This is a genomic window from Streptomyces sp. SGAir0957 (genome assembly GCF_043523415.1).
Genome location: NZ_CP027290.1, coordinates 37,022 through 49,435, shown reverse-complemented (window position 1 = coordinate 49,435; position 12,414 = coordinate 37,022). Strand labels below are relative to the sequence as shown.

General features: G+C 69.8%; 14 protein-coding genes and 3 pseudogenes. 5 read left to right on the top strand and 12 right to left on the bottom strand.

The genetic code is table 11. The features are described 5' to 3' along the window. Positions 1–161 precede the first annotated feature (161 nt). Complete coding sequence (locus tag C1N81_RS00755; RefSeq protein ID WP_394425656.1) at positions 162–1,187, bottom strand: hypothetical protein; 1,026 nt, start codon at positions 1,185–1,187, stop codon at positions 162–164. A gap of 75 nt (positions 1,188–1,262) precedes the next feature. On the opposite strand from C1N81_RS00755, the gene C1N81_RS00750 reads away from it, so the two are divergent. Further along, positions 1,263–2,459 (top strand): phage baseplate protein, encoded by a 1,197-nt coding sequence (locus tag C1N81_RS00750; protein ID WP_394425654.1) that lies wholly within the window; start codon positions 1,263–1,265, stop codon positions 2,457–2,459. Positions 2,460–2,844: 385 nt separating this feature from the next. Continuing rightward, positions 2,845–3,225: a hypothetical protein gene (locus C1N81_RS00745; protein WP_394425653.1), complete on the top strand. Its 381-nt coding sequence runs from the start codon at positions 2,845–2,847 to the stop codon at positions 3,223–3,225. Positions 3,226–3,562: 337 nt separating this feature from the next. On the opposite strand, the gene C1N81_RS00740 is transcribed toward C1N81_RS00745, so the two are convergent. From C1N81_RS00740 to C1N81_RS00715, 6 genes and pseudogenes are all read right to left on the bottom strand, one after another. Continuing rightward, a complete protein-coding gene (locus C1N81_RS00740; RefSeq protein WP_394425652.1) occupies positions 3,563–3,910 on the bottom strand; it encodes a hypothetical protein in 348 nt (115 codons plus the stop codon). Between the two features lie 120 nt (positions 3,911–4,030). Then, positions 4,031–4,471 (bottom strand): annotated as a pseudogene (locus C1N81_RS00735) (MMPL family transporter); the annotation flags it as partial. Between the two features lie 273 nt (positions 4,472–4,744). Then, a complete protein-coding gene (locus C1N81_RS00730; RefSeq protein ID WP_394425651.1) occupies positions 4,745–5,986 on the bottom strand; it encodes a serine hydrolase domain-containing protein in 1,242 nt (413 codons plus the stop codon). A 304-nt stretch (positions 5,987–6,290) separates the two neighbouring features. After that, positions 6,291–6,956 carry a response regulator gene (locus tag C1N81_RS00725; protein ID WP_394425650.1) on the bottom strand — a complete coding sequence of 222 codons (666 nt, stop codon included), beginning with the start codon at positions 6,954–6,956 and terminating at the stop codon, positions 6,291–6,293. Continuing rightward, positions 6,949–8,133: a sensor histidine kinase gene (locus tag C1N81_RS00720; protein ID WP_394426211.1), complete on the bottom strand. Its 1,185-nt coding sequence runs from the start codon at positions 8,131–8,133 to the stop codon at positions 6,949–6,951. Before C1N81_RS00720 ends, C1N81_RS00725 begins: the two co-directional genes overlap by 8 nt. 265 nt (positions 8,134–8,398) lie before the next feature. Further along, positions 8,399–8,710: a hypothetical protein gene (locus C1N81_RS00715; protein WP_394425648.1), complete on the bottom strand. Its 312-nt coding sequence runs from the start codon at positions 8,708–8,710 to the stop codon at positions 8,399–8,401. A 34-nt stretch (positions 8,711–8,744) separates the two neighbouring features. Here C1N81_RS00715 and C1N81_RS00710 point away from each other — a divergent pair, with 34 nt between their 5' ends. Further along, positions 8,745–9,428, top strand: coding sequence for a hypothetical protein (locus C1N81_RS00710; RefSeq protein ID WP_394425646.1), 684 nt, complete (start codon positions 8,745–8,747; stop codon positions 9,426–9,428). Positions 9,429–9,733: 305 nt separating this feature from the next. Here the strand turns inward: C1N81_RS00710 and C1N81_RS00705 are convergent, their stop codons facing one another. From C1N81_RS00705 to C1N81_RS00695, 3 genes and pseudogenes are all read right to left on the bottom strand, one after another. Beyond that, complete coding sequence (locus C1N81_RS00705; protein WP_394425644.1) at positions 9,734–10,117, bottom strand: fic family toxin-antitoxin system, toxin component; 384 nt, start codon at positions 10,115–10,117, stop codon at positions 9,734–9,736. Continuing rightward, positions 10,114–10,410: a type II toxin -antitoxin system TacA 1-like antitoxin gene (locus C1N81_RS00700; protein WP_394425643.1), complete on the bottom strand. Its 297-nt coding sequence runs from the start codon at positions 10,408–10,410 to the stop codon at positions 10,114–10,116. Before C1N81_RS00700 ends, C1N81_RS00705 begins: the two co-directional genes overlap by 4 nt. A 227-nt stretch (positions 10,411–10,637) precedes the next feature. Then, positions 10,638–10,742: pseudogene (locus C1N81_RS00695) on the bottom strand (IS5/IS1182 family transposase); the annotation flags it as partial. Between the two features lie 75 nt (positions 10,743–10,817). Here C1N81_RS00695 and C1N81_RS00690 point away from each other — a divergent pair. Continuing rightward, positions 10,818–10,970 (top strand): annotated as a pseudogene (locus C1N81_RS00690) (ANTAR domain-containing protein); the annotation flags it as partial. Positions 10,971–11,056: 86 nt separating this feature from the next. Beyond that, positions 11,057–11,281 carry a hypothetical protein gene (locus tag C1N81_RS00685; RefSeq protein WP_394425641.1) on the top strand — a complete coding sequence of 75 codons (225 nt, stop codon included), beginning with the start codon at positions 11,057–11,059 and terminating at the stop codon, positions 11,279–11,281. Between the two features lie 115 nt (positions 11,282–11,396). Here the strand turns inward: C1N81_RS00685 and C1N81_RS00680 are convergent, their stop codons facing one another. Together C1N81_RS00680 and C1N81_RS00675 are read right to left on the bottom strand one after the other, a co-directional pair. After that, entirely contained in the window at positions 11,397–11,705 is a 309-nt protein-coding gene (locus tag C1N81_RS00680; protein ID WP_394425639.1) for a hypothetical protein, read from the bottom strand. Continuing rightward, complete coding sequence (locus tag C1N81_RS00675) at positions 11,669–11,905, bottom strand: hypothetical protein (RefSeq protein ID WP_394425638.1); 237 nt, start codon at positions 11,903–11,905, stop codon at positions 11,669–11,671. Before C1N81_RS00675 ends, C1N81_RS00680 begins: the two co-directional genes overlap by 37 nt. Between the last annotated feature and the right edge of the window lie 509 nt (positions 11,906–12,414).

Here is a 12,414-nt window from a genome sequence, read left to right as displayed (position 1 = left end):
TTCAAGCTCCGCGACCACGTGCGTCAGCCCACTCGATACAGGCCCTGACAGCCTCGCGCATGGTCGGCCGCCGGGCCACGTGCCGGCATCCTGAGCCTCGTGGCCACCCGGCGTCACGACATGCCCGCATCGTGACGCCCCGCCCGCACACCGCGGAGCGACTACGTCATCAACTCGACGTGCGGATGCCCTGGCTCCGCCGGGCAGACGAACAGGTGCTGCCGGTAGCCGCTGCCTATCTGGACTCCGGTCGCGTTGTAGCCGCGGTGACCGGGGTACGGCCCGGCGCCCGGGTGGGGGACCGGGGACCAGCTGTCCCCGGCGTCGTCCCCTCCCTCGAACGTGGCGACGGTCATCAGGACCTCCATGCCGGTGCCGCACTCGGAGCAGGGCTGCGGGCTGGGATCGGTGGAGTTCCAGGCGGGCCAGCCGCCGACCTTCCAGCCGGGTGCGTTGGACAGCACGCAGTCGTAGTACGTGTCCGGGTCCATGTCCTCCTGCGCTGCCTGCGGCAGGTTCCACTGCTTGAGCTGCTCCCGCAGTTCTTCGCTCAGCTCCAGATGGTCCGGGTACTCGGTGATCTGCTCCGGTTCGAGCACACACGGATCCGGCAGATAGCCGTCGAACTGCACTGCGGGCGGCTCGGGGGGCGTGTCGAGAATGTCGGTGACGGCGGCCGCCGAACGCCAGAAGAGCAGGGTCCTGGGCATGATCGGATGATCGAAGGGGCACCACAGAACCTGCAGCAGGTCCTTGCCCTCCGGCGGGCTCAGGTCGGGCACATCCCGCGCGTACAGCTGCGCGACGGGCAGCATCGCTACGGGACCGTCGTACGACTGGACCGCCGGCCTGACCGGATACGTTCGAGGGGGCCGGATCCGCTCGAGAGTCTCCCGCTCCTCCGGAGTCAGGTCCCGGCCGTGCGAGGCGGCGAAGATCCGTCGCTCCAGCCGCAGATCCGCCGGGGACAGGGCTGGGTTGATGCCGTCCACCACATGCGGTTCCTCGCAGTACGGCCACGGCTCCTCGGCGGGCCACAGCAGCGGCCCGCCGACCGAGCTGTCGTGGCTCGTCGGCGCCCCGGGGCGGGGGTGCAGACGGGTCGCCGTGCGGGCCAGCGGGACCAGTTGGGGAAAGACCGCGGCGACGTCGATCGGCCGTGGCGGAGTGACAGGAGTGACATGCATGGCCGCAATCCTGCCCAACGCCTCTGACAACGGCCCTCGTGGCCGCCCCACGAAGAGTTGCTTAGATGGGCGGCTATGACCAACGAAACGCCTTCACGTCCCAGCCGTCGTTCCCTGCTCGCGTGGACCGGCACCACCGCGCTGACCGCCGCCACCGTGTCCCTGGGCGCCGCCCCCGCTTCGGCGGCCACCTACCCCGCGCCGGGCTCGGCCCTCCTGGTGCCGTCCGCCCGGATCAACCTCAACAGCCCCGCCGAGAGATGGATACGGGAGAAGCCCACCCAGGATGCCACCATCATCCAGGCGCTCGGCTACGACAACGTCAACCGCCACATCTACCTGGCGCAGGTGACCCAGGGCGGCCTGAAACTGGCGGGCGAGAGCGCCCCGGTGAGCAGCGCGGACCGCAACCGGCGCGGTGATCTGACGCTCACCAAATGGGACATGGACGGCAACACCCTGGGCCACATGTACCTGCGCGGGTTCGGGCACGGCGGCAACATCGGCGTCGAACCGGTGGGCGGCGGCGCCCACTTGTGGATGGAGGCCGACGGCGTCGAGATCGAGGACGTCGCGGGCAAGTGGTCCAGCCGGGGCACGCGCCTGGCCCGCTTCCCGTTCGTCGACGGCCAGGTCCTCGACACCACCTCGCCCACGCTGGCCAAGTACACCCCGGTGCCCGGCTCCACGCGCAACAGCGCCACCATCGACCCGGTCTACGGCCGTCTCGTCATCCGCTACCTGGACACGGACAAGGTCTTCAAGTTCCAGATCCATGACCTGGACCTGGCCCGCCTGCGGATCTTCAGCGAGCCGCTGGCGACGATCAGCGAGCCGTCTCTGACCGCTCTGCCGGGCTGGCCCCTCACCACCTACGGCAAGCCCTATCTGCAGGGCTACGCCGCCGTCGGCCGCTACCTCTACATGCTGCACGGCAACAGCTACGGCTCCACCCAGGACATCGACGGAAGCGGCCGGGAAGTGGTCATCTCGGAGCCGGGTGTGGGCAATACGTTCCTGTCCGCGGTGAACCTCGCCACCGGTGCCTTCGATCCCGCTCCGCCCGCCCCGTTCGACAAGGACGTCAATCCCCTGCACACCACGGCCGCCTACAGCCTGTCGTTCCGCGAGCCCGAAGGCCTCGGCGTGCACATCCCGGACCTGGCCAGGCCGGACGTCTTCGAGCTCGGCATGGGCTTCGCCTCGGACGGCGACGACGGAAAGCGCAGGGCAAGCATCTACGGCAAGGCCGGCCTCGTCCAGCCTGCCTGAGGCCCGGCGGGGGGAGCCGACCCGAGTGCGAGCTACGTCCGCGGGATACCGGGTCCCGGCACAACGTCATATCTCCAGCTCCAGCTCCAGCTCCCGCTCCCGCTTCCACGGCGGCGGCGACGCCGCCGACGGCTGCGGTTCGTAGAGGCCCCGTCGCGGAGCATCGCGAACAGCACGTCGGCGCGCCGCCCGGCGACGCAGAACTGCTACCCATGAACAAGGCCAAACCGACGGAGGCGGGCCATGTCGTTGCGGAGCCCTATGCGTTGTTTGTGGCTGTTCCGTGGTGTCTGGGGCAACCCATGGCCACCAGCGTTCTCTCGTGTTGCGATGGGGGGCCACGGTGCTCCGTGAGCGGGAGCGCCGAGCAAAGGATCTACGGGGGATGCACATGCGCAAGAGGAACAGGGCGGGTGCGGTGCTGACCACCGCCGTAATCGCCGTCGCCGTGGTGGGAGTGGGCACACCGTCCGCCGAGGCGGCCGGCGGGTGCTGGCAGAGCGGTGGGCGCTGGTGGTGCAACAACGTGTCGGGGGCGCCCGTCTACGGCACGATGGGAGCGAGCACGCAGTACCCCGACCCCGACGTGATCGTCGGCTACATGTACTCCAACCCCAGTTGGTTCGACTGCAAGATGGACGACCAGGCCTGGGTGGGCGGACCCCACCCGAGGCGCTGGGAGTTCACGAAGGCGGACAACGGTCAGTGGGGCTGGATGAAGGACACAGCGATCTCCAGCGAGACCAACCCGCTGCCCAACTGCTGAGAAGGCGTGGGCGCGGCGGCACTCGCCCGAACTCAGCACCGCCTGGGAAGTTCGGAGTGACGGTCACTCAGCGGATACGTGACGGCAGTTGTCCAGCATTCCGTCGGGGTGGCGCTGATCTCTAGCGGGGTACGGGTGACCGCTGGCCCGCTCTCCGACCCAGCGGTGCCGGCCCAGGCGGCTGGAGTTCTCCCCGCCGCGGCGGACAACCCGCGCAACGATCTGTCGGCCGCGCAGCCAGCCTCGCAGGTGGTCGAAGTCGTAGGCCCTTGTCCGCGTGCGGCTTGGTCGGGCAGCGGCGTCGGCGCCCGTAGCGGTGAGCCAGACTCGGCAAGATTCAGTCGTCCTCTTCGGGTCCGACGTGGCGAAGGACGGTCTCATGCTCGCCTGCGGCGACGAGCCCGTCGATGACCTTGACCATCGACGGCAGACCCGCGTCGCGGACGATGAGGCCGTCCCAGTACCACCAGTAGTCGCCGCCTCCTGGTTCGCCTGCCTGTCTCTGGTAGTCCATGATCCGGCGCACCTCGTCGAGCGTGAACACGGTTCCGGACCAGCGATCGCCGTCATCGCGGATGACCCACATGTCCACATTGCAGACCTCGTCGAGGTCCTCTCCCGCACCGGGCACGAAGCAGATCTCGTACCCATCACGCCTGACTCGGTAAAAGGGGCCGTCCCACATGCTCGCTCCATAGCGCTTCGTCGCACGCCGCCTCATGAACCAAGCCAGACGGCCGACCAGTACACCACGGACAAGCTGAGAAGCTGTCCTACCGCCCTACCGCCCTACCGCCCTACCGCCCTATCGTCCTACCGCCCTATCGTCCTGGCGCGGCTCCCCGCCGCCCGTGTGGGTGACCTGGTTCGCGCTGGGCCTGAGCGCGTGCGCACTCGCGGATGGTGACGTTCTCCGCGTCGGTCGACCGCATGACCGGCCGCCGCCTCCGCCCGCGCCGCTGGTCGGCTTCTCGCCCTCGAAGTCGACGTCAGGGATGAGGCGGGCGAGCCGGCGCGGCAGCCACCAGGCGCGGTCGCCGAGCAGGGCCAGGACGGCGGGGACGAGAGTCATCCGGACCACGAAGGCGTCGCAGGCGACCGCGACCGCGAGGCCGAATCCGATCGACCTGATGGCGAGGTCGTGGGAGCCGATGAAGCCCGGGAACACGGTGATCATGATGAGGGCGGTGGCGGTGACGACCGTGGCGCTCGACCGGAAGCCGGACTCGATCGCGGTACGGGGGCCGGCGCAGTCCCGTACCGCCTTCAGGGTGGCTGCCACGGCCTTCTTCGGACCGGCGTCACCGATGTCCTGCCCGTCCTGGACCCGCAGGACGACGGTGGCCGAGGCGCCGTCCGTGCCGTCCGTGCCGTCCGTGCCGTCCGTGCCGTCCGTGCCGTCCGCGTGGACCGCGGGGAACTTTTCGTCCAGCAGGTCGACGGGGCGCTGGGACCCCGTGCCGGGCAGGGGTCATCCGGCCGGGCTGGCCGCGGCCCAGGGCAAGCGCTTGGGCTTGGGCTAGCGCTTGGGCTTGGGCTTGGGCTTGCCGAGCATCTGGCAGGTGGCCGCTTCGACGAGGGCCTTGTTCGCGGTGGCGGCCCGCTCTTCCTTGATGCCGAAGTTCGTGCTCGTCAGGACGGCGACGCTGCGCCGGCCGCCCGCGTCGGCGTAGATCTCGCTGGAGTAGCCGGGCAGGCCGCCGGTGTGCCCCCAGACGGTGCCGCAGGTGGTGTCCACCCGCATCAGACCCAGTCCGTAGCCACCGCCCTCCTCAGGAGCGGCGACCGTGGTGCGCATCTGCTCCATCTGCGCCTCGGGCAGCAACTCGCCGGAGATCAACGCGGTCAGGAAGTGCTGCCAGTCCTGTGCGGTGGAGACCATGCCGCCGGCCGCCCAGGACCAGCTCGGGTCGACGGCGGAGGTGTCGACGTTGTTGTCGGGACGTTCGGGACCGGCGAATCCGACGCCTTCGGGCAGGTCGACGGTTCCGGAGAGGATCGCCTTCAGCCGCTCGGCGTCCGGCTCGTAACCGGTCACGTGCTGCCGGGTGTCCCAGTCGGCCTTCGTGGCGAGGTAGGAGTCCTTCATGCCGAGCGGCCCGGTGATCTTCTTCTTGATCAGCTGGGCCAGACCGCTCCCGGTGGCCTTCTCGAGAATCAGTCCCAGCGCCTCGTAGTTGGCGTTGCTGTACGAGTACGTTCTGCCGGGTTCGGCCGGCGGGTCCTGTGCGGGCGTGATGGCGAGCAGCTGCTCCGGTGTCCATGTGCGTTTGACCTGACCGGTGAGGGAGGGCAGGAATTGCGGCGTCAGCAGGAAGTCTCCGAGACCGCTGGTGTGGTTGAGCAGCATCCGTACGGTGATGTGCTCGCCGCCCTCGACCAGTCCGGGCAGCCACTTCTCGACTGTGTCGCCGAGACCGATCCTCTTCTCGGCGACCTGTTGCAGGACGAGCGTCGCGGTGAGCGTCTTGGTGTTGGACCCGACCCGGAACCGGTCGCCGACGGCGAGGCGGTGGTCGTCCTCCTTCGTCCAGGCGGCCTGCCGGGCGATCTCGACGGGCTTCCCGTCGCCGGAGTCGACGCGGACGATGACGCCCAGGGAGCCGGTGTCCGCCGCCTTCTGCGCGAGGCCGGCCAGGCGCTCGACGGCCGCTGTGTTCGCCGTGCTTTGCCCGGCCGCGGGGCCGGTCCCGCCCGCCCCTGTATCCGAGCAGCTCACGAGCGCGGCGCCCAGGCAGGTCGCCAATGCTGTGGTCAGCATCCCCCGACGGATCCGGTGACGGCGGGACGGCGTAGGTGCGGACATCTTCAAGTTCCCTTCACGCAGGACAGTTGCTGCGTGCGCGGAGGGACCTGACAGGCATTCATCGAGCGGCCTTGCTGTGCTGAGGGTCCCGCGCACACCGACCATTCAGTCAGCGGCGCGCCTTCGGTACATCGCTCGATGGCGGGCTTCCCGGCGACGCGGGGTCATTCCAAGGAATGACCCCGGATTGACCAAGCAATGACCCCGCAGCCCCCGGCGTCTCGCCGCCTGGCCGCCCTGACCGCCCGCCGGGGGCGCGTCAGGTCAGGGTGTTCCTGGCCAGTACCGCCGCCTGCGCCCTGCTCTGACAGCCGGTCTTCGTGAGGACGCGGCTGACGTGCGTCTTCACCGTGTGCAGGCTGACGACGAGCCGTTCGGCGATCTCGGCGTTGCTCAGGCCGTCCCGGATCAGACGCAGAACGTCGATCTCCCGCTCGGTGAGGTCCCGCAGCCGGGCCAGCTCCTGATCGCTGGGGCGGCGCCGGCCGCTGAGATGGCCCTCGATGATCCGCCGGGTCACCGCGGGGCTCAGCGCGCTGTGCCCGGCCGCCGCGGCACGCACGGCCCCGGTCAGCTCTTCGTACGAACTGTTCTTCAGCAGGAAGCCGGACGCCCCGGCCGCCAGCGCGTCATCGACGTACGCGTCCAGGTCGAACGTGGTCAGCATGAGCACCCGGCTGCGTCCAGGGCCGAGCAGTCCCCGGCGAGCCAGCTCGGTCAGCGCGCACAGGCCGTCGCGGCGCGGCATCCGGATGTCCATGAGCAGCACGTCCGGCCGCAGCCGCGCGCACGCCTCGACGGCTTCCTCACCGTCGTCCGCGGTGCCCGTCACGGTGATGCCCGCCTGGCTGTCCAGAATCGCGCTCAGCCCGGCGCGGATGATCGGCTCGTCGTCCACGACGAGCACGCTGATCTGCTCAGACATCCACACGCTCCCCCGGCAGCGTGGCCACGACGCGGAAGCCGCCGTCACCGGTCGGGCCCGCGGCCAGTTCACCGCCCAATGCGCCCACCCGTTCCTCCATGCTGACCAGGCCGAGCCCGATGCCCGCGCCGGCCGTGCCGCGCCGCGCCCCGCGGCCGTTCACGACCTCGCACCGTAGCTTCCCACCATCGACGCCGTCGACACTCACCCGGACCGGCGCCCCGGGCGCGTGCCGGCGTGCGTTGACCAGCGCTTCCTGTACGACGCGGTACGCCGCCAGTTGCACCGGCCCCGGCACGGACTCCGGCGTGACGTCCATGGTCAGTTCGACCGTCCCTCCCGCGGCACGGTGACTGTCCAGCAACGTGTCCAGCTCACCCAAATCCGGTACGGGCTGGAGCGGGACGGCGTCCGCGGGGTCGCGCAGCATCCGCAGCAGGTCGCGCAGCTCGCCGCTGCTCTGTCGGCCCGCCGCCGCGAGACCGTCGACCTGGGCACGGGCCCAGTCGGGCAGCTCGCCACCACGGGCCCGCAGGATCTCCGCGTGCACGACGAGCAGGGTCAGCGAGTGGGCGACCACGTCGTGCATCTCGCCGGCGATCCGGGTCCGCTCGCGTTGCGTGGCCTGCGCCGCCTCCAGGGCCTGTGCCCGTCGCGCGTCGGCGGCCCGCCGCTCGGCCGCGGCCAGCAGCTCCTGCCGGGTCCGCGCGGCGAACCCCATCGTCCATGCCAGCGGCATCGGGGCCAGCGCGGCGAGGACGTCCAGGCCGCCCTGGAAGTCGCCGGAGTCGGTCGTCATCCGGTTCAGCCACAGAGCGGGCACGCTCAGTCCGGTGACGACGAGGACCGCCGACACGGTCCGCCGCCAGCTCGCACAGTGGTTGCCCAGGTTGTAGAGCAGCACCGCCAGCGGCAGGAAGACCAGCGGCGACAACTTGGCCCCCGCGCCCGCACCGCCCACCAGCGCCGCCAGCAGGGCCCCGAACCCCACGACGAAGGCAGTGGCCGGCAGCCGCCGCCTGAGCAGCAGGACCACCACGCCGACCGCCTCGTACACCGTGAGCGACACCCACGCCGCTCCGGCGGTGTCCACATACGGCTGCGACAGCAGCGCCGGCAGAAACGTCAGCACGACCAGTCCGGCGTCGACGCCCCACGCGGGGCACCTGCCGTCCATCACTCTCATCCCACCGACCCTAAGACCTCGCACACCGGCCTTCATCACTCCAAAGAGCCACTCACACACCACCGCCAGGGCCCGACCCGCGCCTCACCGAGGACCGGGGGTGAGCGCGCTCCGGGCAGTAGCCGGCGAAGTGAGCACCTCGGCGGTGGCCGTTCGCACGGTTGCCCCATCTCTGAAGGCTGACGGTTCGACTGCCGCCTCGACGGCGTGCCTCGGTAGGTTCCGGCAACGCGCGTTCGGCACATCCGTCAGCGACCTACACTGCAAGCGAATGGACTGAGCGGCAATACGCGCCCGGCGCTCGCAGGACGGACATCGTCACCGCCGACGGGGAGACGATCGCCTTCTCCGCCAACTCGGCCACGACCGGCTGGATCCCTGAACCGGGTGCGGAAGACCTGACGCTGAAGGGCACCTTCACCAGCGGTGACTTCACCCTCTCCAACACCGAGGGCAGCGTCACCACCTTCAGCCGGGTCAACTCCGCCGCCACCGCCTGGACCGTTTCCCGGTCCCTGGTCGACGGCCAGGCCCACTCGACGACCGAGGTCATCTCCGAGGCGGTCACCGTCGACGGCAAGGTCCTCGCCCGTCCCGAGCGCGTGATCGCCGCCACCAGCGCGGTAACGCTGGGAACTTGTGAGGCAGACCCGGCGACCCGGGGATGCCGCGTCCTGGAAGTGGAGACCCTCGGCCCGCTGCACCGGGTCGTCCTGGACGCCGAGTTGAAGGACGGCACCACGACCGTGCTGGCCGTGGGCGACCAGGCGATCGTGCGTCACCGCGTAGTGAGCGAGTATGACGCGGCCCGTCCGACCGACGGCACAGCGTCGGTCTCTGACAAGGTCACCAAGCGCACCGAAGGCGGCCAGCCAAGGAACTGGCCGACGCTCATGGCCGATGCCAGGGTCACTCAGACGGTCTGTGACTGGGTGGTGGGCGGGGCCACCAGCACCCTTCAGGACCCGGGCGGCCTGGCCATCACCGAGAAGGCCACGTACGACGCCGCCGGGCGTCAGATCAGCCGCGGCCTGCCCGCCTCCAGCGGATCCGACGCCGGCACGCTGATCACGGACTTCCGCCCGCCGCAGGCCCGGCCTGAACGCGGCACGCCGGTTTCCGCCTGGCAGGACGTCCACTCCCAGGCGGGTGCCCTGGGCGGCCCGCACACCCGTCCTGTCCGTGTGCGTGGCCGGTGCGCGGTTCGCTCGCAGGGGCGACCAGCGCCCGCCGCCGGGCACAAAAAGGCCCTGGCTGGACGGGGGAGACCAGCCAGGGCCGTATGAGGTGTGGCACGCGGAGGGCGGTCGCCTCGCGGCGAAAGGCTCCATGGGGCTTCAGCCGAACGATCGTCCCCATGGGCGGGAGGTGAGGCCCGGGGACACTGTCCCCTCCGCAGCCACACCCCTCCCAACGCCTCGCCTCTGCGCAATGTTCCGCCTGGGAGCGTTCTTGCGGGTGAACTGCGGCACACCATGTTCGGCGGTCGGTGAAGTCGGCGGCCGGCTCGGCTTGGCAGGGCCGGGCTCCGAGGTCCAGGCAGCCTCGCCCCTGCGCCACACGGGGGCGATCCGCATAGTCCAACCACCCCTCAGCTGCTGGTCCAGTCGCGCAGTTGGCGCGCGATCGAGGCAACCCCTTGGGTGCCGGTGGCGGCGTCGTGCACCAACTCGGCGGCGGCCTTGATGGGGTAGTCCAGGCGTCGTTCATGGAGGATCAGGTAGGCCTCGGTGGCGTGCCAGGCGAAGGCGGCGTTGGAGTGCTCCAGGCACGGCAGGCGTACCAGGGTGTGCAGGAGCGCCGCGGCTTTCAGGTTCAGCGTCCCGTAGACGTCGTGCTCCAGGGCGCGGGCGTTGACCCGGGCGACCGCCGCATACAGCGGCCCGAGATCGTCGACCTGCGGATCCCCGTCGAGCAGTTCGGCGGCGTGCAGCAGGAAGGACACATCCAGCGGATGCTGGTCGGGCTCGCTCACGCGGCGTGGCCCCGCGCGGACGCGTCCACGTCTGCGCGCGCGGTACGCTCCGCCGCCCGCTGTTCCGCGCTCGGGTCCAGGTCGGTGAGGTCCCGGAAGGCCTCGCCGCTGCGGGCCTGGGAGGCCTGGAACGCGGCCAGGAACGTCTTCTCGACGGCGGTGGCCCGATCGACGGCGGCCCGCAGGATGTACTCCTGCATGCTCACCCCCTCCTGCCGCGCCGCGGCCTCGATCGCCGCTCGCTGACCGGGGTCGGGAAATCGGAGGTTGAGAGCTTTGGAGTTACTGGCCATGGTACCAATGGTACCGCTGGCCCTACTTGACGGCCAGAGCATCCAGTCGGATTACCCGGCCGAACGTATGGTGCTCGCGCGCCAAAAGGCGGAGACGTGGCCTGCCGCATTCACTGCGGACCCCTGATGAGTTCCGCTTCTCTGGTCGTTTGCCGGCGAGATGGCACGAAGGGACTTGTGCAAGGCCGTGATCGGGCAGGTCGGGGCCGGTGGGGACGATTCTCTGGTCATGATGCGAGGGCGAGGTTGTGCATCTGGGCGACGGCCTGGACAGCGTCGTGGAGTCCGTCGCCGTGCTGACGGCGGTCGCGGAGGATCTTGCCATTCCTCATCGCGAAGGCGGACCGGGGCGGGGGCGGGTCCGACGAGCTGACCGATCACGTGGGGTATTTAGGGTCGACTGCCGGCTCGGCGAAGCCGTGGGGATCCTCATGGCGCGCCACCACGTCACCGAGGACCAGGCCTTCGACGTCCTGCGCCGTTACTCGCAGGAGAGGAACATCAAACTCCGAGAGGTCGCCCGCCTGGTGTGCGACACCGGCAGTCTGGGCCAGCCCTGATCTTCGCCGCCAGGCAGCGGTGCCGCGGCCCTCGCCCCGGTCTGCTGCGGCTCGCGTGCCGCAGCAGACCGGGTGAAGCTGGGGATGTGAGGGAATCGCTGTTCGTCGTGCACTGGCCGTCCTCCTCGGGCGGCCGGCGGGTCACGGTGCGCAGCGACGGGTGGGACCAGGTCCTTGGCACCGCCTACAGCGATCACGACCTGGTCGTCTTTCTCGAGGGTGCAGGCGTCGCGGATCCCGAGGCTGTTCTGGATGATCCGGAGTGGGTGCAGTGGCGTGGCCGGCCCCCTCATGAATTCGGCGTCATGTGACGTCCCCGTGGGTGTTGCAGAGGGTGTCGGTCATTCCCAAGGGGCGCCTTGGCATCAAGAGCGACTCTCGTGACGGGCTGTGGGTCCTTCACGCAGGTCTCAGCGGGTCAGGCGGTCAGCGCTTGGGACGCGCCTGGCGGGTGCCCCAGAACACGGTGCGGGCGGAGCGGACGCGTGCTTCCTGGCGTTCCTTGTCACAGGCGTGCTGGTAGGCGGCCTGCAGACTGTCCGCCGTGGCCAGGCGACCGCTGCCGTCGGGGGTGGTGCGCCAGATCCGGGAATGATGGTGCAGGCCGCTGGATCCTGCCGCGGGGGAGGGCGCGGGGAAGACGTCTCCCGCCGTGAGCACAGCGGCTTCCTCCAGGGGCTGCAGATACGCGGTGATCCCTACCTCGGCCAGCAGGTAGAAGACCGGGCGTGGCACCAGGTGAACTCCACAACCGGCACTGCCCGGGCTTCATCGCCCAGCTCCCACAGCAGGTTCAGCGCGAGCGGCTGGGTCAGGCACACGACATCGAAGCGCGCCCCGCACGGGAACACCGTTAGATACGGCGGATGTTCCCACTGTTCCTGCGCCTGCCGGGGGCTGGGGTGGCAGGCGGCCAGCCATTGCTGCCCGTCCATGGACCGACGCTAACCCCGCCGCTCTACACGCGTCATACGAACGTGACAAGCCACCCCTCAACTTGCTGTATATGGCCGGGAATCGACGCGGAGCCCGCCTGCAGCCCCACGCCATTGAAGTGAAGGGCTGCCTGTATGTATTGACAGCCACTCGAATGCCGCGCACCTTTCTGCCCCGGGGTCCGGTTGGGTGCAGCATGAAAACTGCGCAAAAGAGTGATTCTGCGGAAGGTGTCGCCGTGGATGCATTCTTCAGTCGGACTGCTCCGATTCGCATGGGTGTCTGGTTTTTTACACCGCCAAGCCCCGATGCCGCGCCGGTGATGTCGCAACCTGGCGGACGCGTTGTTGACGTGCGGCACTCTGCCGGCCCGCTGCTCGAACTCCTGGCCCGGCTCACTGACTTGGAGAGTGCCTACGGCGAACGGTACGAGCGCCCTGCTGCTGTGCCGGCGGCGTGGGCACGGCGTGCATGACCTGCCTGGCCGCCACCGCCGGTCCTTCATCCC